The sequence below is a fragment of the Serratia sp. FGI94 genome (genome assembly GCF_000330865.1).
In the GTDB taxonomy this organism is placed as follows: domain Bacteria; phylum Pseudomonadota; class Gammaproteobacteria; order Enterobacterales; family Enterobacteriaceae; genus Serratia_B; species Serratia_B rubidaea.
On sequence record NC_020064.1, the window covers coordinates 4,612,990 to 4,639,276 of the forward strand.

Below are 26,287 nucleotides of genomic sequence, written 5' to 3' on the forward strand. Positions count from 1 at the left end.
CCGCTAACGGGACGTTGTGGCCAGCGCCTGTGCGCAGGCCCAGGCGGAGCTCCATGCCCACTGAAAGTTGTAACCGCCCAGCCACCCGGTCACGTCCACCACTTCGCCGATAAAGTACAGGCCCGGTACCTTGCGCGCCTCCATGGTCTTGGACGACAGCTCGCGGGTATCCACACCGCCCAGCGTCACTTCCGCCGTGCGGTAGCCTTCCGTACCGTTGGGCTGTACCCGCCATTGCTGCAGGCTGTCCACCAGCGCGCTCTGCTGGGCGGGGGTCAGCTGCTTCAGGGTCGCTTCCGGCAGTTGCCCCAGGCTTTGCAAGAACTCAACCAGCCGTTTCGGCAGCTGCAGCGCCAGCGTATTTTTCAGGCTCTGATTAGGGTGAGCCTGACGCTGCTGGTCCAGGAAGCCCGCCAGATCGAGATCGGGAAGTAAGTTAATACTTACATACTCGCCGGGTTGCCAGTAGCTGGAAATCTGCAGCACCGCCGGGCCGGACAGGCCGCGGTGGGTAAACAGTATGGCTTCGCGGAACAGCGTGCCGTCCGCCGCCGTTATGCTGGCCGGCACCGAGACGCCGGACAGCGTCTGCGATTGCTCCAGCAGCGGCTTATGTAAGGTAAAGGGCACCAGTCCGGCGCGGGTGGGCAGCACGTTAAGACCAAACTGTTCCGCCAGCTTATAACCGAAGGGTGAAGCGCCCAGCCCCGGCATGGAAAGTCCGCCGCTGGCCACCACAAGTGAGCGGGCGCTCACTTTCTCTCCATTCAGCATCAGCTCAAAGCCTTCGTCGCACTTTTCCACCTGCAGCACCTCACTGCGCAGGCGCAGCGTGACCTGGCCCAGCTCGCACTCCTTTACCAGCAGATCGACCACCTGCTGCGCCGAGTCGTCGCAAAACAGCTGGCCCAGCGTTTTCTCATGGTAAGCCACGCCGTAGCGGTTAATCAGGTCGATAAAATCCCACTGGGTGTAACGCGCCAGCGCGGATTTGCAAAAATGGGGGTTATTGGACAGGTAAGCCGCCGGTTCGGCGTACATGTTGGTGAAATTACAGCGCCCGCCGCCCGACATCAGAATTTTACGCCCCGGCTTTTTGCCGTTGTCGAGCAGCAGCACCCGGCAACCCAGTTGCCCTGCCTGCGCCGCACAAAACATTCCCGCCGCGCCTGCGCCGATGACCACCACATCAAACTGTTCCACCTGAGCCTCTCTGAGTTAAACCACAATCACGACAAAAGCGTGCCATTTTACGCTATTTCGCTGCCGCTCACCGCTAAATTCATCGTAATTATGTATAAATTACGGCCTGCGCCAGCGCCGCGGTAAGAAAATGTTATAATCGGTAAATCCGTGTAACATCATGATATTTATTTGATTTGCTGGTAAATAGTGCCAGTTTGGGCGCAATGAAATCAAAAAAACGTCATATTTTTCTTTTCCCCGCCCCCTGTTGTCACGGATAATGCGCGGCGTTCATGTCCACAAACCTGGCGTAACGCTTATGTTGCATTTGTTCGCTGGCCTGGATTTCCATACCGGCCTGATGTTAATACTCGCACTGCTGTTCGTATTGATGTACGAAGCCATCAACGGCTTTCATGATACGGCCAATGCGGTTGCTACCGTGATCTATACCCGTGCTATGCGCTCGCAACTTGCGGTCGTAATGGCGGGCGTGTTTAATTTCCTTGGCGTAATACTCGGTGGTTTGAGTGTTGCCTACGCCATTGTCCACCTGCTGCCAACCGATCTGTTGCTGAACGTCAGTTCCGCTCACGGATTAGCCATGGTGTTCTCCATGCTATTGGCGGCAATCGTCTGGAACCTCGGCACCTGGTATTTCGGTCTGCCGGCCTCCAGTTCCCACACGTTGATTGGCGCCATTATCGGTGTCGGCCTGACCAACGCTCTGGTGACCAACACCTCCATGGTGGATGCACTTAACATCCCGAAAATGATCAGTATTTTCCTGTCATTGATCTTCTCCCCGCTGGTGGGGATGATGGTCGCCGGGCTGATGGTGTTTATGCTGCGCCGTTACTGGAGCGGCACCAAAAAACGCAAGCGTATTCATATGACGCCGGCCGAACGTGAAAAGGTTGACGGTAAGCGCAAGCCGCCGTTCTGGACGCGTATTGCGCTGATCCTGTCCGCCGTCGGCGTCAGCTTCTCGCACGGCGCCAACGACGGTCAGAAAGGCATTGGTTTGATCATGCTGGTGCTGATCGGCGTTGCGCCGGCCGGCTTTGTACTCAATATGAATGCAACCGGCTATGACATCACCCGTACCCGCGACGCCGTCAGCCATCTGGAGCAGTATTACCAGCAGCATCAGGAGTCGCTGGCGCACGTAGTCGCCATCACGCCGCTGGTGCCGACGCCGGAAGAAACGCCGGCCAGCAACGCGCCGCAAGAGTTCCACTGCGACACGTCGCGCGCTATGCCGGCCATCAGCCACGCCTCCGGCCTGCTGCAGGGCCTGCAAAGCTACGATCAGCTGAACGTGGAGCAACGCAGCCAGCTGCGCCGCCTGCTGATGTGCGTGACCGATACCGCAGATAAAGTCGCCAAGCTGCCGGAAACCTCAGCGGAAGACAAGCGCTTCCTGAGCAACCTGCGTCAGGATCTGCTGCAGACCGTTGAGTATGCGCCGCTGTGGATCATTGTCGCCGTCGCGCTGGCGCTGTCTCTCGGTACTATGGTGGGCTGGAAACGCGTTGCGACCACCATCGGCGAGAAGATTGGCAAAAAAGGCATGACCTACGCGCAGGGCGTATCGGCCCAGATGACCGCTGCGCTGTCGATCGGCGTCGCCAGCTACACCGGCATGCCGGTTTCCACCACCCACGTGCTCTCCTCGGCGGTAGCCGGGACCATGATCGTGGATGGCGGCGGCGTACAGAGTAAAACCGTGAAAAGCATCGCATTGGCCTGGGTGTTGACCCTGCCGATCTCGATTCTTCTGTCCGGTTCTCTGTACTGGCTGGCGCTGAAGCTGATCTGAGTCAGCGACCCCAACGAACGAGGCGGCCCCAGGGCCGCCTTTTTTTTATTGGCGTCAGTACCAGATAGCCATGGCGATCAGGCTGACCACCACCAGCCCGCACAGGGCGGAGGTCAGCATAAACTGCCGGCGCACCCGCTCACAGCGGCGGATAAACTCCGGGTCATGGTGATCGGTATAGCGCTGCGCGTAGATGTAGCGCACCAGGCGCAGCTGCTTGCTCGGCTGGCCGTGGGCGGTAAAAAAACCGCCGCCGTCAACATATTGGTACAACAAGGGGTCGCAGCCGCGCAGCACTACCAGCAGCGCGCGCAGGGACGAGTAATAGCGCACCATGTTTACCACACATACCACACACAAAGCCCAAAACAGCGCGACGGTACTGATCATGATTCCCCCTCAAGGCGTTGCGATCCACGGCAACCCGCCGGAGCCAACGGCCCTACTTCATATCCAATACTCACTGATGACCGATAGTTATACCGCTCAGGCCTCCTCCGTCAGCGACGCCCCATCGATACGCAAACGCATATTAGGACGCCGTACAGTGCACAGAGGAAAGGAGAGGCCCGTAACATAATTGTAGGATAATGAAACGTAAACGTAGCCGGACAGGCGGGAAAATTTAGCACCGCCGCCGCTGCAGAACCGCCTCCGGTTTGCCGCATCCGCGCTCAAGCCGCCATTCGGGACTATACTTTTTGCAACAACGCTTATAATTCAAACGGTCAGCGGCGTAATACCCCCTGAATAAATAGGATTTTTAGCCCGATAGGTGTAAAACTGACGGGGTGAAAATGACAAGACTGAGTGAAGCATTGCGCTGTGATCGGCCCGACATATCATTGCGTTAGCACAATGATATGATGCAGGTGAACGCCATATCATGGCGGAGAAAACAACGGCGCCAGGCTGGCGTGCGGAATGCCTGCTACCCTTTAATCGGCATTATATGGAAGGAGTATTCTCATGGCTTACAAACACATACTTATCGCGGTAGACCTCTCCCCAGAAAGTAAAATTCTGGTCGAAAAAGCAGTTTCCATGGCGCGGCCGTACAATGCCAAAGTCTCTCTGATCCACGTAGATGTGAATTATTCCGACCTGTATACCGGCCTGATCGACGTTAATCTGGGGGATATGCAAAAGCGTATTTCCGAAGAAACCCATAACGCGCTGACCGAACTGTCGCAAAACGCCGGCTACCCTATCACCGAAACCCTGAGCGGCAGCGGCGATCTGGCGCAGGTGCTGGTGGACGCCATCAAGAAATACGATATGGATCTGGTGCTGTGCGGCCACCACCAGGACTTCTGGAGCAAGCTGATGTCTTCCGCGCGCCAGCTGATCAATACCGTACATATCGATATGCTGATTGTACCGCTGCGCGATGAAGAGGATGAAGACGCCTAAGCGCGACGCCTTCTGCTCAAAAAGCCCACAATTTGTGGGCTTTTTTGTTTCTGCGGGGATTAATTGCTTGATAAACAATCGTCCCCCGGTGATATAGTCAAGGCAGACACAACATCTTCCCCCGTGACGTTAAACCAATAGTAATAAGCTGGGGGCATTCATTTAGAAGGAGCTATCTATGGAACAGGGCGCATCGCTCGAATCCTTTCTTGCCGTATTACAGCAGCAAAACCCCTATCAGGACGAATATCTGCAGGCGGTACGCGAAGTGTTTACCTCGCTGTGGCCGTTTATTGAACGTAACCCGCGCTATCGGGAATATGCGCTGCTGGAACGCCTGGTCGAACCGGAACGCGTCATTCAGTTCCGCGTCAGCTGGATAGACGACGCCGGCCGGGTGCAGGTCAACCGCGCCTGGCGCGTGCAGTTCAACTCGGCCATCGGGCCGTACAAGGGCGGCATGCGTTTCCATCCGTCGGTGAACCTGTCGATTCTGAAGTTCCTCGGTTTTGAACAGACCTTCAAGAATGCGCTGACCACGCTGCCGATGGGCGGCGGCAAAGGCGGCTCGGACTTCAACCCCAAAGGCAAAAGCCAGGGCGAGATCATGCGTTTCTGTCAGGCGCTGATGAGCGAGCTGTATCGTCATCTGGGGCCGGATACCGACGTGCCGGCCGGCGACATCGGCGTGGGCGGGCGGGAAGTCGGCTTTATGACCGGCATGATGAAAAAGCTGTCCAACAACACCGCCTGCGTGTTTACCGGCAAGGGACTCTCTTTCGGCGGCAGCCTGATCCGGCCGGAGGCCACCGGTTACGGCCTGGTGTATTTCACCGATGCGATGCTGAAACGCCACGGCCTGGGCTTTGAAGGGATGCGCGTCGCGGTATCCGGCTCCGGCAACGTGGCGCAGTACACCATCGAGAAGGCGCTGGCCTTCGGCGCCCGCGTGGTGACTGCCTCCGACTCCGGCGGCACCGTGGTGGACGACGCCGGTTTTACCCGCGAGAAGCTGGCGCACCTGGCGGAAATCAAGAACCAGCGTTACGGCCGGGTAGAGGATTACGCCCGCGAACGCGGCCTGACCTATCTGGCCGGCGAGCAGCCGTGGAGCGTGCCGGTGGATATCGCGCTGCCGTGCGCCACCCAGAACGAGCTGGACCTGGCCGCCGCCAACATGCTGATCCATAACGGCGTCAAAGCGGTCGCCGAGGGCGCCAATATGCCGACCACTATCCAGGCCACCGACGCCTTCCTGGACGCCGGCGTGCTGTTTGCGCCGGGCAAGGCGGCCAATGCCGGCGGCGTCGCCACCTCCGGGCTGGAGATGGCACAAAACGCCGCGCGCCTCGGCTGGCGGGCGGAAAAGGTCGACATACGCCTGCAGCACATCATGGCGGATATTCACCACGCCTGCGTGGAGTACGGCGGCGAAGACAAGCAGACCCACTATGTGCGCGGCGCGAATATCGCCGGCTTTGTCAAAGTGGCGGAGGCGATGCTGGCGCAAGGGGTGCTGTAACGCCCGCCCCGCTCATGTATGCCGGCGTCACCGCCGGCATTTTTTATCAGGCCTGATTTAGCGCGGCGATGATCACCAGCTGGTCCTGCAGCTGTTTTTGCAGCGCCGGGTTGTCGGCCGTCTTCAACCGGGCTTTCAGCTCGCTCTCTTTACGCTGGCGCGCCTGCGGGTCGCTGAAGGTCAGCCCCTTCACGTTAATCGACGCCACGTTGCTGTAGCGCCCGTCCGCCGTGGTCGGCACGCTGATTCTGCCGTCATTCAGCAGTTTTTCGACGATTTTGCGCTGTTTTTCGTAACCGTTCAGCCCCAGCAGCTGCCAGCGCTGCACCGTCTGGCCCTGATACCGCCCTTTTTTTACCTCGGTCAGGTAACGGATGGTGAGATTGCGGATCGTCCCCGCCTCCTCGCCATACTCCTGCTTGCTGTCCGACAGTACCGGGAAGCGCATGCCCTCCAGCGCGCCGCCCTGTTGCGTCAGGTGCCCCATGCGGTAGCTGTTCATCCCCAGACGAATCGGCGTCGTATCGGTCACCGGCGAACCGTCGGCCATTTTCAGATCGACAATGCGCTGCCCTGCCGGCTGACGCAGGTCAATCTTGTAGGTCACACCGTCAAAGAAATCATTGGTGGAATACTTGGATGCCCGCCGTTGCGGGTTAAAGCTGTAGGTCACGTCGCCGTCGCGCAGCGGGTTGAAATAGCCGGCGGACCATTCCATATATTTTTTCAGCTCTTTGCCAGTCATCTGGTAAACGGTGATTTCACCGCCGGCATACTGATAGTTAAAGGCAATATCCTTGGCGGCAATGGTACCGACGTTCAGCTTCGGCCGGTCGTTATCAATCTGCAGCGCAATCACTTCGGCCTGCGGCGCATAGTAACGACTGGCCTCCTGATACAGTCTGCTGATGCCGGTATCCTGCACGTGCACCTGCGGAATGCCCTTTACCGCGTCCGGCGGCACCAAATCCTGCCCCGTCAGCTGGGCGATCGGCCGGTTGGCGTTGGCGCGCAGAATTTTGTGGTACGGCTGATAGATCGCTTCCAGCTGTTCGTCCGACGCCGTTCCCTGAATCGGATAGGTGTAGCTGTCTTTATTGATCAGCACAAACCTGCCGTTGTGCCGTTCAAACTGCAGATCGATGCGCGACAGCGCGCGGCCGTATTTATCCGGTTCGGTCACGATCACGCCGTTGATCACCGCCTTATCGACCTTCACGTGCATATGGCCGGCGACGATCGCCGCCAGCTCCGGATTGGCGCGTGCAATATCGCCCACCCCGGTGCCCGGCCGCTGGTTTTCGTTATCGATGCCCATATGCGCCACCAGCACGATGGCGTCAACCTCGCCCTGGATCTGCTGGATCACCTGTTTGACCGCCTGCACCGGATCGGTAAAGTTCAGCCCCTTGATGCGGTCGGTGCCTTTGGCAAACTCGGCGGTCATCGGCGTATCCATCCCGATAATGCCGATCTTCACCCCCTGCCGTTCGACGATCTTGTAGGCCGGCAGATAGGGCTTGCCGCTGTCCCACAGGATATTGCCCGCCAGCGCCGTGCCTTTAAACTGGCTCAGCGAGGTGGACAGCGGCCGCAGGCCGAAATCGAATTCGTGGTTGCCCATCACCCAGACGTCGTAGTCCAGCGCGTTAAAACCGAGGATCATCGGGCTGGTTTTGTCGTTCTTAAACGTTTCAACAAAGTTGCCCTGAATGGTGTCGCCGGCGTCGACCAGAATCACGTTCGGCTGCTGCGCACGCACGTTGCGCACCTGAGTGGCAATTTGGCTCAGGCTGCCGGCCAGGTTTTCGCTGTCGGTGGCATAATCCCAGGGCACAAAGGTGCCGTGCAGGTCGGAGGTGCCGAGAATAGTGATGTTGACCGGCTCAGCGGCCAGTGCGGAACCGCTCAGGCCAAGCAACAGGGAAAGAAGCGTCTTTTTCATAATTCCATTTACTGCGAGTGGGATGACATTAACTGGCAGCATGCGATCGGGATTGTGCTTTTTCCAGCAGGTTTTCAGATTGATGCAGAGAAATGAGAGGTAGATCGGTTAGATAAGGCCCGGCGCACCGGGCTCTTGCTGACACGCCTGCGGCGAAAACCGCTACAGCGGCATATAGATATCGAAACGGTGGTTTTTAGTCACCGTCGCGGCGTGCGCCGGCACCTGCGCCAGCGGCGGCGCATAGTCGGGGCGCTTCACCACGATGCGCTTGGTCGCCAGCCGGCGCGCCGGCTCCAGCAGACCGTCGGCGTCATCGTCGCTGCCCACCAGCGACTGGAACACCCGCATCTCTTTTTTCACCAGCGCGCTCTTCTGCTTGTGCGGATACATCGGATCGAGATACACCACCTCCGGCCGCGGGCTGAGATCGGCCAGCGCCGTCAGGCTGGAGGCGTGCAGCAGCGTCAGCCGCTCCCGCAGCCACGGGCCGATTTCCGCATCCTGATAGCCGCGCTGCAGGCCGTCATCCAACAGTGCCGCCACCACCGGATTGCGCTCCAGCATCCGCACCCGGCAGCCGAGCGCCGCCAGTACAAAGGCGTCACGCCCCAGCCCGGCGGTGGCGTCCACCACGCTCGGCAGGTAGCTGCCCTTGACGCCGACCGCCTTGGCCACCGCCTCGCCGCGCCCGCCGCCGAAGCGGCGCCGATGCGCCATCGGACCGGAAACGAAGTCCACGTAGATCGCCCCCAGCTTGGGTTCGTCGCGCTTGCGCAGTTCCAGACGCTCCGGGGTCAGCACCAGCGCCATCGGAGCCTCATCGTCCGAGGTCAGCCGCCAGCGCTCGGCCAAAACAGATAAGGCGCCGGGGTCGGCGCCTGCTTCACACAATAAACACACGCTCACGTGTCAGGTTATCCTTTAATGCCGTAATGGCGCAGCATAGCATCCAGCTGCGGCTCACGGCCACGGAAGCGTTTGAACAGTTCCATCGGCTCTTCCGAACCGCCGCGCGACAGGATGTTATCCAGGAAGGCGCTGCCGGTGTCGGCGTTGAAGATGCCCTCTTCCTCGAAGCGCGAGTAGGCATCCGCCGACAGCACCTCCGCCCACAGATAGCTGTAATAACCCGCCGCATAACCGCCGGCAAAGATATGGCTGAAGGCATGCGGGAAGCGGCCCCAGCTCGGCGACGGCACCACGGCGACCATTTTCTTCACCTCGGCCAGCAGCGGCAGGATCTGCGCGCCGGTTGCCGGGTCATATTCGTAATGCATGCGGAAGTCGAACAGGCCGAACTCCAGCTGGCGCAGGATAAACAGCGCCGCCTGGTAGTTTTTGGCTTCCAGCAGCTTGTCGAGCAGCGCTTTCGGCAGCGGCTCGCCGGTTTCGTAGTGGCCGGAGATAAACGCCAGCGCTTCCGGCTCCCAGCACCAGTTTTCCATAAACTGGCTCGGCAGTTCGACCGCATCCCACGGCACCCCGTTGATACCGGCGACGCCGGCGGTGTCGATCTCCGTCAGCATATGGTGCAGGCCGTGGCCGAATTCGTGGAACAGCGTGGTCACTTCGTTATGGGTGAACAGCGCCGGCTTGTCGCCCAGCGGACGGTTGAAGTTGCAGGTCAGGTAGGCGACCGGCTTTTGCAACTCGCCGTCCGCCTTGCGCAGTTTGCCGACGCAGTCATCCATCCAGGCGCCGCCGCGCTTGTGCTCGCGCGCATACAGGTCCAGGTAGAAGCTGCCGCGCAGCGCGCCGTCGGCGTCGAACAGGTCAAAGAAACGCACTTCCGGATGCCAGGTATCGACGCCCTGACGCTCTTTGGCGGTGATGCCGTAAATGCGCTTCACCACTTCAAACAGCCCTTCCACCACGCGCTGCTCCGGGAAGTAAGGGCGCAGCTGCTCATCGCTGATGGAGAACAGGTGCTGTTTCTGTTTTTCGCCGTAGTAGGTGATATCCCAGGCCTGCAGCTCGTCAACGCCATAGTGCTGTTTGGCGAAGGCGCGCAGCTGCGCCAATTCCTGCTCCGCCTGCGGGCGGGCGCGCTTGGCCAGATCGGTCAGGAAGTCGATCACCTGCTGCGGATTTTCCGCCATTTTGGTCGCCAGCGATTTATCGGCATAGGTATCAAAGCCCAGCAGCTGCGCCAGCTCATGACGCAGCGCCAGCGTTTCCGCCATCACCGCGCTGTTGTCCCATTTACCGGCGTTCGGCCCCTGATCGGAGGCGCGGGTGGTAAAGGCGCGGTACATCTCTTCACGCAGCGCCTGGTTATCGGCATAGGTCATCACCGGCAGGTAACTCGGCATGTCCAGCGTCAGCAACCAGCCCTGCTGCTCTTTGGCCTGCGCCATCGCCTGTGCCTGCGCCAGCGCGCTTTCCGGCAGGCCGCTTAATTCTGCTTCGTCGGTAATCAGTTTGCTCCAGCCCATGGTGGCGTCGAGCACGTTGTTGCTGTAGGTCGAACCCAGCTCGGACAGGCGCGCGACGATTTCACCGTAGCGCTGCTGTTTCTCCGCCGGCAGGCCGATGCCCGACAGCTCAAAGTCGCGCAGCGCGTTTTCTACCGCTTTACGCTGCGGCACGCTCAGCCGGGCAAAACCGTCGCCCTCTTTCAGGTTGCGGTAGGCCTGATACAGCCCTTCGTGCTGGCCGACCCAGGTGCCGTACTCAGACAGCAGCGGCAGCGCCTGTTCATAGGCGGTGCGCAGCTCCGGGCTGTTTTTCACCGAGTTCAGATGGCCGATCGGCGACCAGATGCGCGACAGGCGGTCGTCTACCTCCGCCAGCGGCTGCACCAGGTTATCCCAGGTGAACGGCCCCGGCTGCGCCACCACCCGCTCAACTTCAGCGCGGCAATCGGCCAGTGCGGATTGCACCGCCGGCACAATATCTTCCGGACGGATCGCGGAGAACGGCGGCAGGGAAAACGGTGTCAGCAACGGATTTGTCATAGGGCAGTCCTGATTATCGTTGGGGCCGGCCACGCCTGGCCGACCTGAAAATGCGTGTGTAAGGATTAACATGGTGCCAGACGGCAGGAAAATCAATGGTGCCTCGGCAGGAGGTGGTCATTGAGCCGCGTATTTATCCCTTTTTCTGCACGGGTGACACAACAACAATCGACAAGGATTACCCGTAATTAGGAGGGCGCCCTGTTTTTTGGCCTAGATAGTCAGGATATCCCTTGTTGCGCCGAGATTTCCCCGTCTATTGCGCGTTGGGAAGGGCATGTTCATCAGTAAAAAGATAGACTCGGGTTAACAAGGAACGGGGGAATACATGATGTGGCTTTACTCTTTTATTTCGGCATTCGTCGTTTTACTTTTTCTTGCTATAAAACTGAAGGTTAACCACACGGACAACAAATTATCCGCAACGCTGCTTATGATAGCGGGCTGGATATTGGCCACCTGGCAATTCATAATATTTGCCAATGGCAGAGCTTTATTTATTACAGATTCCGCCCAATGGATAAGCGATCATTGGCTATTGCGCTACTCAGCGTTAGCCTTTGCGGTCATACACATCATTGCCACGTTTGAGTTTAAGGCGAAGAAACGCTAGTACATTTGCCGGCGATAGGGCTGACGGCGCATGCCAGCCTCGTGATGCCCCACGTCCCAAATACGCCCCGTTCACTTCTCCTCAAGAACCGCCACCCGTTCAAACTCCTCAAACACCAGCCACATATCCGGCGCAAAGGTGCCTTCGCGGGTGAAAAACACCTGATGCCCTTCGCGCCAGCAGGCCAGGCTTTTATCCCCTTCACCCTCTTTCGCCGCCAGCTCAGCGCTGACGTCGCAGAAGCGGATAAGCAGCAGCGCACGCGTGCGGATCACGCAGCGCGCCTCGCCCCGGCCGTCCAGAATCACGCTGTAGTCGCCGATCTGCGGCACTTTTGCCTGCTGATAGGCCACGTAAGAGCTGCAGGTCGCCGTTTTTTCTCCCGCTAATACCAGCTGCAGCAGCTCATCCGCCAGCTGCGGACCGTCGCCGAACGCCCAGCGCTGCGCGCCGGGGTAGCGTTCCAATACATCATGTTGACACGTCATGCGCGGCGGCCTCCACTGGCTGACAATGCATTTCACTTTTTCCCCTGCGAACAGTTTATACTGTGTGCAGATTACTGCCTTATCGCACACGCTCCGCAGACGGAGCACAAGGAATGACCAAACGCCATGTTAAGTTACCGCCACAGTTTTCACGCCGGCAACCACGCCGACGTGCTGAAGCACACCGTCCAGAGCCTGATCATTGAGTCGCTGAAAGAAAAAGAGAAACCGTTCCTGTATCTGGATACCCACTCCGGCGCGGGACGTTATCAGCTGAGCGGCGAACACGCCGAGCGCACCGGTGAATACCTGGAAGGCATCGGCCTGCTGTGGCAACGCGACGACCTGCCGGCAGAGCTGGAGGCCTATATGGGCGTGGTGCAGCACCTGAACCGCAGCGGATCGCTGCGTTATTACCCGGGATCGCCGCTGATCGCCCGTCAGCTGCTGCGTCCACAGGACAAGATCCACCTGACCGAGCTGCACCCGAGCGACTACCCGCTGCTGCGCAGCGAATTCCAGAAAGACGAACGCGCCAAGGTGCAGCGCGCCGACGGCTATCAGCAGTTGAAATCGCAGCTGCCGCCGCCGTCGCGCCGCGGTCTGATCCTGATGGACCCGCCGTATGAGATGAAAACCGACTATCAGGACGTGGTGAAAGGGATCCAGGAAGGTTATAAACGCTTCGCCACCGGCACCTATGCGCTGTGGTATCCGGTGGTGCTGCGCCAGCAGATCAAACGCCTGCTGAAAGAGCTGGAAGCCACCGGCATCCGCCGCATTCTGCAAATTGAGCTGGCGGTGAAGCCGGACAGCGACCAGCGCGGCATGACCGCCTCCGGCATGATTGTGATCAACCCGCCGTGGAAGCTGGAGCAGCAGATGCAGAACGTGCTGCCGTGGCTGCACAAAACGCTGGTGCCGTCCGGCATCGGCCACCATCTGATCAACTGGGTGATGCCGGAGTAACCGGTGACCGCAGGCGCGCACGCCGCGCCTGCGTCCACGCCTATCACAGCCATCGACGCAATCTTTGCGACAAACCCACCTCAGGCGTTAAACTCTATCCTCTTCAATTTACACAACTCATGGAAAACCCAGATGACGAAACATTACGATTATCTAGCAATTGGCGGCGGCAGCGGCGGTATCGCATCGATCAACCGGGCAGCCATGTATGGCCAGAAATGTGCGCTGATTGAGGCCAAAGAACTTGGCGGCACCTGCGTCAACGTGGGTTGTGTACCGAAAAAAGTGATGTGGCACGCGGCGCAGATCGCCGAGGCGATTCACCAATACGGCCCGGACTACGGCTTCGACACCACGGTCAACGCGTTTGACTGGAAGAAGCTGGTCGCCAACCGCACCGCCTATATCGACCGCATCCACAACTCGTACGACAACGTACTGGGCAAAAACAAGGTTGACGTGATCAAGGGCTTCGCCCGCTTTATCGATGCGCACACCGTGGAAGTCAACGGCGAGCAGATCACCGCCGACCATATTCTGATCGCCACCGGCGGCCGCCCGAGCCACCCTGATATTCCGGGCGCGGAATACGGCATCGACTCCGATGGTTTCTTCGAACTCGACGAGATGCCAAAACGCGTCGCCGTCGTGGGCGCCGGCTATATCGCCGTGGAAATCGCCGGCGTGATGAACGCGCTGGGCGCGGAAACTCACCTGTTCGTGCGCAAGCACGCGCCGCTGCGCAGCTTCGACCCGCTGATCGTTGACACGCTGGTGGAGGTGATGAACACCGAAGGGCCAAGCCTGCACACCGAATCGGTGCCAAAGGCGGTAGTGAAAAACGCCGACGGCAGCCTGACCCTGCAGCTGGAAAACGGCAGCGAATTTACCGTCGACAGCCTGGTCTGGGCGATCGGCCGCGAACCAGCGACCGATAACCTGAACCTGGCGGCCACCGGCGTACAGACCAACGACCGGGGCTACATCAACGTCGATCAGTTCCAGAACACCAGCGTACCGGGCATCTACGCCGTCGGCGACAACACCGGCGCAGTTGAACTGACGCCGGTCGCGGTGGCCGCCGGCCGTCGCCTGTCCGAGCGCCTGTTCAACAACAAGCCGAACGAGCACCTGGACTACAGCAATATCCCGACCGTGGTGTTCAGCCACCCGCCGATCGGCACTATCGGCCTGACCGAGCCGGAAGCGAAGGAAAAATATGGCGAAGACAGCGTGAAGGTGTACAAATCCTCCTTTACCGCCATGTACAGCGCCGTGACCCAGCACCGCCAGCCTTGCCGTATGAAGCTGGTCTGCGTCGGCGAGAATGAGAAAATCGTCGGCGTGCACGGCATCGGCTTCGGTATGGATGAAATCCTGCAGGGCTTTGCGGTCGCCGTGAAGATGGGCGCCACCAAGCAGGACTTCGACAACACCGTGGCCATCCACCCGACGGCGGCGGAAGAGTTCGTCACCATGCGTTAAACCCTGACCGGTTTAACCGCAGGCTATCCGAGTTAACTCGGGCCGACTGTCAGCGCAGCCGGCCCTTTTTCTTATCGTTTAACGCCGAGCGCGAAAATCCCCATCAATAATCACGTCATAAAAACGTCATCTATTTGTCCTCCCGCTTTAAAATAAATTCAGCCAGTCAAAAACAATATAATTCTTTTATTTTTAACTGCTTAATATCACCCTGTTTATTATCACCAGGCTAAATCACATGAGGGAAATCTTAATAATCTGATAACAAGAGATCGCGCGTTGACAACACCGGGTCGTCGGTTAATTTGGTAGCGAATATCACCATTTACCAATGAGGAAAAAAATGGCTATTGATACCTTTTTGAAAGTCGAAGGCGTAACCGGCGAATCCCATGATTCCAATCATAAAAATTGGATCGACGTTCTGTCGTTTACCTGGGGCGCGTCCCAATCCGGCAATATGGCGGTGGGCGGCGGCGGCGGCACCGGCAAAGTGAATTACCGCGACCTGGAAGTTCAGGCGCTGATCGATAAAGCCACCCCGGCGATTTTAAAATTCTGCTCCAGCGGCAAGCACGTCAACAAAGTGGAAGTATCCATCTGTAAAGCCGGCGGCAGTCAGGTGGAATATTCGCGCATCGTGCTGGAAGACGTGCTGGTTACGCTGGCTGATTTTACCGGCGTCGGCCACACCGATAATATTCTGGTGAAATATCGCTTCCAGGCGTCGAAAGTCAATCTGCACTACTGGGAACAGACGGATAAGGGCACCAAAGGGGCAGAAACCAAATCCGGTTGGGATATCAAACAAAACAAAGAAATATAACCTGACCACGGGAGGGTTCTATGGCAGATCCAACACTGGATGTCGAATCCGTTTTAAAGGGCAGCCTGATCGGCCAGGATGACCTGCGGGTGATTCTTGCCTTTATTAATGAGCTGGATGAAGAAACGCTGATGCAGTTCGAAACCGACACTGACTCCGGCATCATGAATACCTTTGCCGAGTTACAGCGCGCCAGCGACCGCAGAAACACGCATGCAGACTATGGCGAAAGCCGCGATGAGGAAGAAAGCATCGGGCTGCAGGATATGACCGGCAACATGCTGAACCGACGGTCCGACGTTTTCAATAAATACGGCACCTCGCTCAGAGGTTATGGCGGCAACGTCTATGACGATACGCAAAAAAGCAATTACAACATGGCCGCTGCGGCGGTAGGGGTCGTTGGCGCACTGTCGAGTTCCGGCGCCTATTTTGCCGCGACCGCCGCCGCTCAGGCCGGTGAGACCCTGATGACCAACGCTTACGCCCGCTTCGCCCTGGGCGCCGTCGGCGCGTTGGGTATCTCCAGCGGCTGCGTGCTCGCAGTACGCAACTTTCTGTCCGACCGCCGAGTCGGGGAGAATAAGAAGCTGGTGGACGCCATGAAAAAAATGTCGAAAGCCCGCAACAAGCTCACCGCCTTTTTCAATGAAACCCGCGTCAAGATCCTGAAAGACGAAGAGAAGGCGAAAAAGAGCGCCATGACTTACATGAGCCGCCGCCCGATTAATCTGGCCGGCGGCGGAGATATCAAGGCGCGCATGGAACATCTGTTTTCTAACATCTTGCTGACGGATACCTCGCCGGTGAAGGCGAAAATTCTGCTGATCAGCAATGAACACTATGTTTCTTTAACCGACGACAGTAATCGACCGACCTACATCTCCAAAGATGAACTCAAACTGATGGGTGAAATTGCCGGAATGTTCTAAATCATCTCCACGCTGATTCTTATCGCCGCTAAAAAAGTGCTATTATAAGAATCAGGTACTGTGGAACCGCCCAAAGGCCGGCTTTGCTGGCCTTTGTCTTTTCTGCAGCCGCCGCCTGCATAATTCGCTGTTTTCTGACACTGTTTAGCCTGCTAAATTTATTTCTTGGCCCTTGCCTTTCATTGCGGAGAAATTCCCGATGCTATCGACCCTGATCAGAACTCTTGCCCTGGCGCTATTCGCCCTGATCGCCGCCCAAACCTCCGCGTTAGCCTTTACTCTGGAAGTTTCTGGCAATATCAGCCATTACACCGATGCGGCCAACAAGCGCTATGTTTTTAGCGATCGGGACCTGTTCGCCATGCCGGTCCACTCGATTTCCACCTCCACCTCGTGGACGCCGCGGCGCAAATTCGACGGCGTGGCGGTGGCGGATATCCTGGAAAAAGTGGGCGCCAAGGGGCATACGCTGTCGATGCATGCGCTGAACGACTATTACATCGATATTCCGCTGTCCGACGTGGAGCACTACAACATCATCCTGGCCTATAAAATGGACGGGGAAATGTTGAAAATCCGCAACTTCGGCCCGCTGTTTCTGGTTTACCCGCGTGATGACAGCGGCCCGGAGTTAAATTCGCCGCTGTATAACTCGCGCTTTATCTGGCAGGTCAACAGGATCGTGATTAAATGAAGCTGACCCAGTTCAAGAACGGCAGCCGGCTGGCGATCCCGGCCATTTTCGCCGCCCTGTTCATTGTGGCTTCCACCATCACCCTGTATTACTACAGCGCCACGCTGTCGAAAAAGGGGCTGTACGCCATCGCCGGCACGCAGGAAAACTACTCGTGGTCGATCGCGAAATTCTCCATCAAGCTGGCGGAGTTTGAAACCTATGTGGAACAGCTGAAGAATGCGCCCAAGGTGGACGTCGAGGCGTTAAGGCTCAGGTTTGAAATTCTGTATTCTCGCTTCTACGTGCTGGAGACCGTGTCGGAATCCACCCAGCCGCTGTACCGCGAGGCCGGCTATCCCGAAGTGATTAAGCAGATGGTGGCGCAAATGAATCAGCTCGACCATCTCATCAGCGCCTCCCCGCCGAACCTGCAGGAAATTACCCAGTCCATGCAGCAGATGAAGCCGTTTTCGATCGAAATGGCTAACCTGGCCGACCATGCGGAGGTGAAGCAGCGCACCGTCGCCTATAACGACTATATCGAGAAGCGGCATATTATTTTCTATGGCCTGGTGATCATCATGTTCTCGGTGATTGCGCTGGTCGCCATTACGCTGATTGTCCTGCGCCAGCAGCGCATTACCATTCAGCAGCAGGCCAAGGCCATTGAGGCGGAAAAGGCCACGCACTCGAAAAACGCCTTCCTCGGCGCCATCGGCCACGAACTGCGCACCTCGCTGCAGAGCATCATGTCGGCCATTGACGTGCTGATGAATACCAACGTCTCCAGCGAGCACGTTGATACCTTCCAGCGGCTGGAAACCGCTGCGCAGCAGATTGAAACCCAGATGAAGGATTTGACCGACTACGCGCATCTGGACAGCGGCATGATGGAACTGCGTATTATGCCATTCAATGCTGAACAGCTGATTCAGCAAACTACCGATGAAATCGGCATGCTGATGAACAAAACGCAGATCGCGCTGCTGTGCGAAGTCGACTTCAGCCACGCGCAGATGTATTCCGACCCGCTGCGCATCCGCCAGATTCTGGTCAATCTGCTGACCAACGCCTTCAAATACACCGAAAGCGGCACCATCACCGTACACGGCTGCCTGCGGCGCCAAACCGGCGGTAATGCGCTGATGCTGGAAGTGACCGATACCGGCATCGGGATGGAAGAAGAGAAACTGGGGCAGATATTCCAGCCGTTTACCCAGTTGGACCAGTCCAATACCAAACAGTACGGCGGCGTCGGCATGGGGCTGGCAATCGTACGCGGCCTGGTCGCGCTGCTGCAGGGCACCGTGACCGTCTACAGCGAACAGGGCAAAGGCAGCACCTTTATCGTCAGTATTCCGGTGGAAGTCAGTGAAGATCAGGCGGAAGAAGAGGCGCAGCCGCAGGCGCTGTCCGATATGGCGATGAAAGAACAGCAGGTACTGGTGGTGGACGACAACCGGTCGGTGGGGGAAGCCTTCGCCGCCCTGCTGGACAAGCTGGGCTACCAGCATGAGCTGTGCGATTCCTCAGAGCGCGCGCTGCAAAAGCTGCTGCGCCGGCCTTATGACGTGCTGCTGCTGGATTTACAGATGCCGGGCATCGACGGTGCGGCGCTGGCGAAAAAGCTGCGCGGCCAGCGCGGCCCCAACCGCCATATTCCGATTATCGGCATCAGCGCCCAGACGCCGGAGCTACTGACGCTGGAGCAACGCGCGCTGTTCGACGATTACCTGATAAAACCCGTGCGGCTGGAGGCGCTGTCCACCGCCCTGTCCGCGCTGTTCCTTAAAGGTTAAAACAGCGCTGCAGCGCGGCTTCAATCACATGCAGCCGCACCGGCTTTTCATACGGGCCAAGCACGTCATAATCGCGCATCGCCTTGGCGATTTCCGACTCGCGCAGCCCGGTGCCCAGCTGGCCGGTCAGCACCAACACCGGCGCATCCGGGTTATCGGAGGCGCGAATCGCCTCGATGCACTGTTCGGAGGTTTCCTGCCCGATCAGCCAGTCGACCACATAACCGTCGAACAGGCTGCGGCTCAGCGCCTGTTTGAACGCTGGCACGTCGTAAAAGGCAACGGCGTTAAAGCCGCGGCTGTTCAGGTATTTGGCCAGCTCATCCGCCGCTTGGTGCGAATCATCCAGCACCGCGATGCTTAAGCGCTCATCGTCGATGTTCGTCGGACGGATCTCGATCAGCTCCACGCAGTAGCGACTGCCCGCCGACGCCTCATCGGCGCGGTAAATCACCCACCTTTCCTCTTCCTGCAGCGCGACATATTCAGAAAAACGCCCGCCACTGACTTCGCTGCCGATGTATGCCACGCAAGGAATGTTGACCCCGGCCAGCGAAAAGATGGCATCTCGTGCAATAGTTTGCGCGGGAGGCTCATTCTCCACGTTGATATCAACAATGGCGGCCGGCGTTTCATCCAGCGCGGCCGCGACGCTGTTGATCTGCTCCAGCGTCCAGGGGCTTTGCCCTTTCAGCTTACGGTGGGCATGGGAAAAACTTAGCGCCAGAATGCGGCTAAGTTCCTTTGCTTGCTGACGTTTACCGATCCCGTGATGAAGAAAGAGTTCTCTGACCCGGTTTGCAATCGACTGCGAATCGAATTTTTGATGATTGTTATCCATTTTTTCCTTCGATTTTTTCTAATTTTTCAGTCGCTTTGACATGTTATCGTGTTCGAACATCATTCAATATTAGCATCATATGCAAGATTAATCTCAAACATTGCTTGACACACCATGTTTTATAGTCAAACATGGTATCAAAAGCTACACACAGCAACACACTATAAAAATAAAACACCAGTACTTATAACCATAACGACACCAGGGAAACTCGTTCAGGTTGCCGGTTCTAAAAGACAGTATGCATTAGGACAACGGCACACCGTTCAGAGTAAAAGCCTTTATCGCTAATAATAAAGATGTACCCCCCATTGAACCGGCTCCCATCAGGGGGCCGTTTTTTTTATGGGATTTTACCGGCAGGAGAGAAGATTAGGGCAATTTTTCTGCCTCTGCGGAAAAAAACAGGGCCGCCACCGGCGACCCTGAATGTAATACTGACGATGTGCAGGCTCAGAAACGCCAGGTGAAGCCGGCGTTGACGCTGTTGTCCTGATGGCGATCCGACAGCAGGCCGCCGTAGCCCAGCGACACTGACGCGTTCTGGCTCACCGCCACGTCCGCGCTGGCCTTCAGCAACAAGCCATCACGCGAGACCGGCACGCTGTTGCTGACGAACGCCGCGTTGCCGCCGCGGAACTTCAGCCCCGTGCCGCGCTCCAGCTCGCCGTACTGATGCTGCCAGCCCGCTTCACCCCGCAGCGTCACCGCTGTTTCACGGCTCAGCTGCCACTGGTGGTCCGCACGCAGCCCCAGCGTCGACACCGTGGCGTCCGTATGCTGCTTGTCGCCGTGCAGCGCCGCTGCGCCACCCGACTCGCTGATGCCGTTGTTCCGGAAGTTGATGTACGCCAGATTGGCGAACGGCTCCAGGTTCACCCACTCACCCTGCACGCTGTAGCCCGCCTCCGCGAACAGCTGCTCGGTACGCGCGCTGTATTTCGCCGTCGCACGGTCCGACTGCAGCCCGTAGTTCACCGAGCGCGCCGTATCGAACCGGTGCCAGGTGTAAGCGCCCCCGGCGCGCAGCGCCAGCGCCCCGTACTGCTTGCTGCCGTACGCCGCCAGGTGGTAGTTGTCGCTGTCCGCGTTCGAGCCGTAGCCGCCGTCCAGCGAGGTGCGGGTGTAGCCGGTCGCCACCCCCAGCCGCCAGTCGTCATAGGCCGAGTCCAGACCCAACAGCACCCCGTAGGTCGAGGCCTGATAGCCGGTGGCATTCACATCCCCGGACGCATGGTCCCACGCGCCGATAAACTGCGCCCACGCGCCGCCGTCATCCGCCTTGATGTCCGGCGCCGTCGCCAGCCCTTCCGCCTGACGCAGACGGCTGTTCAGCGCGTCACGCAGGTAGCGGCTGTCGTTCACCTGTGCCGAGGCGATATCCGCATGGATCTGCCCCGACAGCTGGCGGAACGCCTGCTGCGCCTGCCCCGCGCTGCCGGAGGCCAGAATGCTTTCATATACCGGGTTGCCCGCCGCCAGCGCATCCGCCGCCGCCGCTACCGAGCGCTCGTTCTGCGTCGTCGCCACGCTGGCGAACGCGGTGTCGTTACGCGCCACGTCGGCCGTCAGCTGGCTGCCCTGCGTCGACAGCGTGGCGTCCAGGAACGGCGAGCTGGTCGTCGCGCCGTCAAACTGCCCGCTGATACCCTGCTGCGCCTGCAGAATGTCATACTGACCGATGGCGCTACCGCCGCCCTCACCGTTCAGCACGTTCTGCTGATCCAGCAGCATCACCACCTCGCCGCCGTCGATCTGCGCCGATCCGCCGCTGACGATCCGATCGCTGCTGCCGTCCGTTGCCGCTTCCACCGCGTAGCGCGAGCCGGCGGCAAAGGTCACGTCGCGGGTCACGTTCAGCGTGCCGATCGAGTTGCCCGGCGCCACGGTGGCGCCGGCGTTGGCGGTCAGCGAGCCGATGCGGCCCGAGCCGCCGAGCACGCCGCCGCGCCGTCCTGCACCGTCACGTCCGACGCCAGCGTACCGTTCACCGCCAGCAGGCCCTGATTCACCAGCGTCGGCCCGCTGTAGCTGTTGTTGCCGGTCAGCACCAGCGTACCGATGCCCTCTTTGGTCAGGCCGCCGTGACCGGAGATATCGTTCGAATAAACTTCCAGGCCACAGTGTACGTCATCACAGATGCGCTGATAGCGCGTACCGCTATCCAGCTCCGCGCCCACCCCCGGAATATTGGCGACAAACTGCGTAGGACCATAGGCCACGCCCTCGGCATCAGGGATGCGGAACTCTTGCGGAATATCCTGCTCGGTATAGAACATCCCTGGCCCGTTGATCGCCTTGCCGAGGTTAATCATCCCCCAGCCGTACAGCGCATCGATCCCCGGGTCGCCCATATCGGTGGCGGTAGTTTTCAGCACGTCGGCAATTTGCGCCGTCGACAGGTAAGGGAAACGCTGCAGCAGTACGGCGACCGCACCGGTCACGTGCGGCGTTGCCATCGAGGTGCCATTTTTATTGCCGTAGTCCGACGTCAGCTGTTGCGGATCGGAGCCGTTGGCCACCGCGCTGTATATTTTACTGCCCGGCGAAGCGACGCAGAAGCTGGCGGTGTAGCCGCAGCGGGTTGAGAAAGAACTGAGGGTGTAAGGCACGCTGTTGGTCGACGCGTCATCCTGCGCCACGCTGGCAACGGTCAGCCAGTTCGGTGCGATATCCGGCACAAAATAGCCCAGCCCGCTGATCACGTCCGGCTGGTTGTAGTTACCGTCGTTGCCCGCGGCAAACAACACCAGAATATTGTGGCGCGCGGCGTCGATCGCCCCTTGGTAACCCGCGCCGGCCAGGCTGCCCAGCAGCGGCTTCACCTGATCGAACTGCTCTTGCGCATCGCGCAGTTCAAAGTGCAACGCATCCGGGTCTTTACCACCGTCAGAAAGGAAATCAGGGATGCTGACGCCCCAGCTGTTGTTAATCACCCGCGCGCCGCTTTCAATCATCGCCTGCCAGCCGGCGTTGGTCACCGCGCCGTCCAGCCCCAGAAATTCACCGTAGGCCGGGCCGTCGTTATCGTTGTCCACGCTGATTATCTGTGAATCAAACGCCACGCCGTGCATGCCCGCACCGTCGCGGTTGGCCGCGGCGATGCCCGCCACGTGCACGCCGTGGTTGCTCAGCGTCTCGCCGCTATAAAAATGGAAGGTGCCGTCGAAATAGAACGGATCGCCGGCGTTAATGCCCGGCCGGTGAGGATCGGTATAGGCGCGGATCCCCTGCGTCACCACATTGGTCAGCTTGCCGTCGCCGGCGAACTCGGGATGCTGGTTATACACCGGCGTATCCAGGATCCCCACTTTCTGCCCTTTGCCGGTATAGCCGGCGGCGTAGGCCTGATCGGCGTGAATCGCCCCCAGCCCCCAGTCGGCATTAAACTCGGCGCTGCGCCAGCTGCCCGGGTCGCCGATTTTACCGTCGTCCGCCTGCACGCTGCCTGCCGCCAACAGCGAACACAGCAAGGCATTCAGTTTCCATGTCGGCCTTTTCTTTCCTGTAGATGCTTTCATTCCCGTTACCTTTGATATTTGTTCTGCTCGTCGCATGGGAAAACGGGCCGCCCGAATGGGCGGCCCTGAGTGTTAACAATGGATAGGCACTGAATCAGAAGCGCCAGGTGAAGCCGGCGTTGACGCTGTTATCCTGATGGCGATCCGACAGCAGGCCGCCGTAGCCCAGCGACACTGACGCGTTCTGGCTCACCGCCACGTCCGCGCTGGCCTTCAGCAACAGGCCGTCACGCGAGACCGGCACGCTGTTGCTGACGAACGCCGCGTTGCCGCCGCGGAACTTCAGCCCCGTGCCACGCTCCAGCTCGCCGTACTGATGCTGCCAGCCCGCCTCACCGCGCAGCGTCACCGCCGTTTCACGGCTCAGCTGCCACTGGTGGTCCGCACGCAGCCCCAGCGTCGACACCGTAGCGTCCGTATGCTGCTTGTCGCCGTGCAGCGCCGCTGCGCCACCCGACTCGCTGATGCCGTTGTTCCGGAAGTTGATGTACGCCAGGTTGACGAACGGCTCCAGGTTCACCCACTCACCCTGCACGCTGTAGCCCGCCTCCGCGAACAGCTGCTCGGTGCGCGCGCTGTATTTCGCCGTCGCACGGTCCGACTGCAGCCCGTAGTTCACCGAGCGCGCCGTATCGAACCGGTGCCAGGTGTAAGCGCCTCCGGCGCGCAGCGCCAGCGCCCCGTACTGCTTGCTGCCGTACGCCGCCAGGTGGTAGTTGTCGCTGTCCGCGTTCGAGCCGTAGCCGCCGTCCAGCGAGGTGCGGGTGTAGCCGGTCGCCACCCCCAGCCCGCCCAGTCGTCATAGGCCGAGTCCAGACCCAACAGCACCCCGTACGGTCGAGGCCTGATAGCCCGGTGGCATTCACATCCCCGGACGCATGGTCCTCCCACGCGCGCCGTAAACTGCGCCCACGCGCGCCGCCGTCATCCGCCTTGATGTCCGGCGCCGTCGCCAGCCCTTCCGCCTGACGCAGACGGCCGTGTTCAGCGGCGTCACGCAGGTAGCGGCTGTCGTTCACCTGTGCCGAGGCGATATCCGCATGGATCGTGCCCCGACAGCTGGCGGGAACGCCTGCTGCGCCTGCCCCGCGCTGCCGGGAGGCCGAATGCTTTCATATACCGGGTTGCCCGCCGCCAGCGCATCCGGCCGCCGCCGCTAACCGAGCGCTCGTTCTGCGTCGTCGCCACGCTGGCGAACGCGCGGTGTCGTTACGCGCCACGTCGGCCGTCAGCTGGCTGCCCTGCGTCGACAGCGTGGCGTCCAGAACGGCGAGCTGGTCGTCGCGCCGTCAAACTGCCCGCTGATACCCTGCTGCGCCTGCAGAATGTCATACTGACCGATGGCGCTACCGCCGCCCTCGCCGTTCAGCACGTTCTGCTGATCCAGCAGCATCACCACCTCGCCGCCGTCGATCTGCGCCGATCCGCCGCTGACGATCCGATCGCTGCTGCCGTCCGTGCCGCCTTCCACCGCGTAGCGCGAGCCGCAGCAAAGGTCACGTGCGGGTCACGTTCAACGTGCCGATCGTTGCCCGGCGCCACGGTGGCGCCGGCGTTGGCGGTCAGCGAGCCGATGCGGCCCGAGCCGCCGAGTACGCCGCCGTCCTGTACCGTCACGTCCGACGCCAGCGTACCGTTCACCGCCAGCAGGCCCTGATTCACCAGCGTCGGCCCGCTGTAGCTGTTGTTGCCGGTCAGCACCAGCGTACCGATGCCCTCTTTGGTCAGGCCGCCGTGGCCGGAGATATCATTGCTCCAGATATCCAGACCGCAGTGGACGTCATCACACACCCGCTCGGTCGGTTTACCCCGGTCGAGCACCGCGCCGACGCCGGGCAGGTTAGCGACAAACTGGCCGGAACCATAAGCAACGCCTTGTTCATCCGGCACGCGGAACTCTTGCGGAATATCCTGCTCGGTATAGAACATCCCCGGCCCGTTGATCGCCTTGCCGAGATTAATCATCCCCCAGCCGTACAGCGCATCAATCCCCGGATCGCCCATATCGGTGGCGGTAGTCTTCAGCACCGACGCCACCTGCGCGCCGGTCATATACGGGAAGCGCTCCATCAACACCGCAATGCTGCCGGCAACGTGCGGCGCAGCCATCGAAGTACCGCTGTACTTGGCATAGCCGGTGGTCAGATTGTCCGGCGTGGTGCCTTCAATCACCGAGCTGTAAACCTTCGACCCCGGCGCCGAAACGCAGAAGCTGGCGGTGTAGCCGCAGCGGGAAGAGAAGGTGCTGATAGAGTAATCCCCGGTGCCTTGCGGATCCTGCAGGCTGGCAACCGACAGCCAGTTCGGCGCAATATCCGGCACAAAGTAGGCCAGCCCGGCCATGGCATCGGGGTTATTCAGGTTATCGTCATTGCCGGCGGCAAAGATGGTGACGATGCCGCTGCGCGCCGCATCAATCGCTCCCTGATAGGCGCCGCCCGGCTTAGTGCCCAGAATCTGTTTGATCTGTTCGAACTGTTTACGCGCATCATCGACGGTAAAGTGAGGATAGGCCGGATCGGAACCGCCCTCGGCAAACTTATCGGTAATGCCGATCCCCCAGCTGTTGTTGATAATTCTTGCGCCGCTGGCAATCAACGCATCCCAACCGGCCTTGTATACCGCCCCGTCGTTGCCAAGAATAATGCCATCTTCCGGGCCTGGGTCGCCGTTCTCCGCGCTGATGATCTGCGCATTGAAGGCCACGCCGTGCATTTCTCCGCCGTCACGGTTGCCGGCGGCAATACCGCCGACGTGCGTACCGTGCGAACCTAACTCGCCGTCTGACCCAACGCTCGGCGTGCCGTCATAGCGGAAGGCGTCACCTTTCTTCACCGGAATATAGGGGTCGGTGTATTCCCGCACCCCCTGCGTCACCAGGTTGATCACTTTGTCCTGACTGGCGAACTCCGGGTGCTGGGCATAAACCGGCTGATCGAAAATCCCCAGCTTGACACCTTTACCGGTGTAACCGGCGGCGTAGGCCTGGTCGGCATGAATCGCCCCCAGCCCCCATTCGGCATTAAATTCATTACTGCGCCAGCTGGCCGCGTCGCCGGGCCGGCCATTTTCCACATAGGAGGCGGCCTGCGCCCCGCTGCCGATCACCGCCAAAAAACAGGCGACGGCGCTTAATTGCATACGCTGCTTCACCGGCGCGGGAAACGCCGCCCCCATCCGCCCCGGCTTATTCTCTTTACGTTGACTGACCATCCCAGATACCGTCCATTGTTGTTTGCAAATGTTTTATTGGTTTTATGTGTTACGTTTTTGTAACACCAAATAAATAA

At 59.4% G+C, this 26,287-nt stretch carries 17 protein-coding genes and 2 pseudogenes; 10 read left to right on the plus strand and 9 right to left on the minus strand.

All coding sequences use genetic code 11. The features are described 5' to 3' along the window. Positions 1-3: 3 nt before the first annotated feature. Positions 4-1,203, minus strand: a complete 1,200-nt coding sequence (locus tag D781_RS21110; protein ID WP_015962253.1) for an NAD(P)/FAD-dependent oxidoreductase — start codon at positions 1,201-1,203, stop codon at positions 4-6. A gap of 301 nt (positions 1,204-1,504) precedes the next feature. Between D781_RS21110 and pitA the strand changes: the two genes are divergently transcribed. Then, a complete protein-coding gene (gene pitA, locus D781_RS21115) occupies positions 1,505-3,007 on the plus strand; it encodes an inorganic phosphate transporter PitA (protein WP_015962254.1) in 1,503 nt (500 codons plus the stop codon). Between the two features lie 54 nt (positions 3,008-3,061). Here pitA and uspB read toward each other — a convergent pair whose 3' ends face one another. Beyond that, positions 3,062-3,397 (minus strand): universal stress protein UspB, encoded by a 336-nt coding sequence (uspB, locus tag D781_RS21120; protein WP_015962255.1) that lies wholly within the window; start codon positions 3,395-3,397, stop codon positions 3,062-3,064. Positions 3,398-3,976: 579 nt separating this feature from the next. Between uspB and uspA the strand changes: the two genes are divergently transcribed. Both uspA and gdhA read left to right on the plus strand, forming a co-directional pair. Next, positions 3,977-4,420, plus strand: a complete 444-nt coding sequence (gene uspA, locus D781_RS21125) for a universal stress protein UspA (RefSeq protein WP_015962256.1) — start codon at positions 3,977-3,979, stop codon at positions 4,418-4,420. 178 nt (positions 4,421-4,598) lie between these two features. Continuing rightward, positions 4,599-5,942 carry an NADP-specific glutamate dehydrogenase gene (gene gdhA / locus D781_RS21130; protein ID WP_015962257.1) on the plus strand — a complete coding sequence of 448 codons (1,344 nt, stop codon included), beginning with the start codon at positions 4,599-4,601 and terminating at the stop codon, positions 5,940-5,942. Between the two features lie 46 nt (positions 5,943-5,988). On the opposite strand, the gene D781_RS21135 is transcribed toward gdhA, so the two are convergent. The 3 genes from D781_RS21135 to prlC all read right to left on the minus strand — a co-directional run bounded on the left by D781_RS21135 (position 5,989) and on the right by prlC (position 10,847). Then, complete coding sequence (locus D781_RS21135) at positions 5,989-7,887, minus strand: metallophosphoesterase (RefSeq protein ID WP_015962258.1); 1,899 nt, start codon at positions 7,885-7,887, stop codon at positions 5,989-5,991. 162 nt (positions 7,888-8,049) lie between these two features. Beyond that, complete coding sequence (gene rsmJ, locus D781_RS21140; protein ID WP_015962259.1) at positions 8,050-8,796, minus strand: 16S rRNA (guanine(1516)-N(2))-methyltransferase RsmJ; 747 nt, start codon at positions 8,794-8,796, stop codon at positions 8,050-8,052. Between the two features lie 8 nt (positions 8,797-8,804). Next, positions 8,805-10,847 (minus strand): oligopeptidase A, encoded by a 2,043-nt coding sequence (gene prlC / locus D781_RS21145; protein ID WP_015962260.1) that lies wholly within the window; start codon positions 10,845-10,847, stop codon positions 8,805-8,807. Between the two features lie 328 nt (positions 10,848-11,175). Between prlC and D781_RS21150 the strand changes: the two genes are divergently transcribed. Next, positions 11,176-11,460, plus strand: coding sequence for a hypothetical protein (locus D781_RS21150; protein ID WP_015962262.1), 285 nt, complete (start codon positions 11,176-11,178; stop codon positions 11,458-11,460). A 71-nt stretch (positions 11,461-11,531) separates the two neighbouring features. Here the strand turns inward: D781_RS21150 and D781_RS21155 are convergent, their stop codons facing one another. Beyond that, positions 11,532-11,948, minus strand: coding sequence for an ASCH domain-containing protein (locus D781_RS21155; protein WP_015962263.1), 417 nt, complete (start codon positions 11,946-11,948; stop codon positions 11,532-11,534). A 126-nt stretch (positions 11,949-12,074) separates the two neighbouring features. Between D781_RS21155 and D781_RS21160 the strand changes: the two genes are divergently transcribed. The 6 genes from D781_RS21160 (at position 12,075) to D781_RS21185 (ending at position 18,635) form a co-directional block, all read left to right on the plus strand. Beyond that, positions 12,075-12,917: a 23S rRNA (adenine(2030)-N(6))-methyltransferase RlmJ gene (locus D781_RS21160; protein WP_015962264.1), complete on the plus strand. Its 843-nt coding sequence runs from the start codon at positions 12,075-12,077 to the stop codon at positions 12,915-12,917. 132 nt (positions 12,918-13,049) lie between these two features. After that, positions 13,050-14,402, plus strand: a complete 1,353-nt coding sequence (gene gorA / locus D781_RS21165; protein ID WP_015962265.1) for a glutathione-disulfide reductase — start codon at positions 13,050-13,052, stop codon at positions 14,400-14,402. A gap of 343 nt (positions 14,403-14,745) precedes the next feature. After that, positions 14,746-15,228 carry a type VI secretion system tube protein Hcp gene (locus tag D781_RS21170; RefSeq protein ID WP_015962266.1) on the plus strand — a complete coding sequence of 161 codons (483 nt, stop codon included), beginning with the start codon at positions 14,746-14,748 and terminating at the stop codon, positions 15,226-15,228. Positions 15,229-15,248: 20 nt separating this feature from the next. After that, entirely contained in the window at positions 15,249-16,160 is a 912-nt protein-coding gene (locus D781_RS21175) for a hypothetical protein (RefSeq protein ID WP_015962267.1), read from the plus strand. A gap of 199 nt (positions 16,161-16,359) precedes the next feature. Beyond that, positions 16,360-16,854 carry a molybdopterin-dependent oxidoreductase gene (locus tag D781_RS21180; RefSeq protein ID WP_015962268.1) on the plus strand — a complete coding sequence of 165 codons (495 nt, stop codon included), beginning with the start codon at positions 16,360-16,362 and terminating at the stop codon, positions 16,852-16,854. Next, positions 16,851-18,635 carry an ATP-binding protein gene (locus tag D781_RS21185; protein ID WP_015962269.1) on the plus strand — a complete coding sequence of 595 codons (1,785 nt, stop codon included), beginning with the start codon at positions 16,851-16,853 and terminating at the stop codon, positions 18,633-18,635. The genes D781_RS21180 and D781_RS21185 overlap by 4 nt, the downstream gene beginning before the upstream one ends. Here the strand turns inward: D781_RS21185 and D781_RS21190 are convergent. From D781_RS21190 to D781_RS21200, 3 genes and pseudogenes are all read right to left on the minus strand, one after another. Further along, positions 18,625-19,476 carry a helix-turn-helix domain-containing protein gene (locus D781_RS21190; protein WP_015962270.1) on the minus strand — a complete coding sequence of 284 codons (852 nt, stop codon included), beginning with the start codon at positions 19,474-19,476 and terminating at the stop codon, positions 18,625-18,627. The two genes, D781_RS21185 and D781_RS21190, sit on opposite strands and share 11 nt — an antisense overlap. Before the next feature lie 453 nt (positions 19,477-19,929). Further along, positions 19,930-22,997, minus strand: a pseudogene (locus tag D781_RS21195) (autotransporter outer membrane beta-barrel domain-containing protein). 94 nt (positions 22,998-23,091) lie between these two features. Next, a pseudogene (locus tag D781_RS21200) lies at positions 23,092-26,174 on the minus strand (autotransporter outer membrane beta-barrel domain-containing protein). Positions 26,175-26,287 lie beyond the last annotated feature (113 nt).

Bases quoted from the DNA above. Each gene is read 5' to 3' on its own strand.
- D781_RS21135 (WP_015962258.1), bottom strand. From the start codon at position 7,887: ATGAAAAAGACGCTTCTTTCCCTGTTGCTTGGCCTGAGCGGTTCCGCA.
- D781_RS21160 (WP_015962264.1), top strand. From the start codon at position 12,075: ATGTTAAGTTACCGCCACAGTTTTCACGCCGGCAACCACGCCGACGTG.
- uspA (WP_015962256.1), top strand. From the start codon at position 3,977: ATGGCTTACAAACACATACTTATCGCGGTAGACCTCTCCCCAGAAAGT.
- D781_RS21185 (WP_015962269.1), top strand. From the start codon at position 16,851: ATGAAGCTGACCCAGTTCAAGAACGGCAGCCGGCTGGCGATCCCGGCC.
- gdhA (WP_015962257.1), top strand. From the start codon at position 4,599: ATGGAACAGGGCGCATCGCTCGAATCCTTTCTTGCCGTATTACAGCAG.
- uspB (WP_015962255.1), bottom strand. From the start codon at position 3,397: ATGATCAGTACCGTCGCGCTGTTTTGGGCTTTGTGTGTGGTATGTGTG.
- prlC (WP_015962260.1), bottom strand. From the start codon at position 10,847: ATGACAAATCCGTTGCTGACACCGTTTTCCCTGCCGCCGTTCTCCGCG.
- D781_RS21180 (WP_015962268.1), top strand. From the start codon at position 16,360: ATGCTATCGACCCTGATCAGAACTCTTGCCCTGGCGCTATTCGCCCTG.
- D781_RS21190 (WP_015962270.1), bottom strand. From the start codon at position 19,476: ATGGATAACAATCATCAAAAATTCGATTCGCAGTCGATTGCAAACCGG.
- D781_RS21155 (WP_015962263.1), bottom strand. From the start codon at position 11,948: ATGACGTGTCAACATGATGTATTGGAACGCTACCCCGGCGCGCAGCGC.
- D781_RS21170 (WP_015962266.1), top strand. From the start codon at position 14,746: ATGGCTATTGATACCTTTTTGAAAGTCGAAGGCGTAACCGGCGAATCC.
- pitA (WP_015962254.1), top strand. From the start codon at position 1,505: ATGTTGCATTTGTTCGCTGGCCTGGATTTCCATACCGGCCTGATGTTA.
- D781_RS21175 (WP_015962267.1), top strand. From the start codon at position 15,249: ATGGCAGATCCAACACTGGATGTCGAATCCGTTTTAAAGGGCAGCCTG.
- D781_RS21150 (WP_015962262.1), top strand. From the start codon at position 11,176: ATGATGTGGCTTTACTCTTTTATTTCGGCATTCGTCGTTTTACTTTTT.
- gorA (WP_015962265.1), top strand. From the start codon at position 13,050: ATGACGAAACATTACGATTATCTAGCAATTGGCGGCGGCAGCGGCGGT.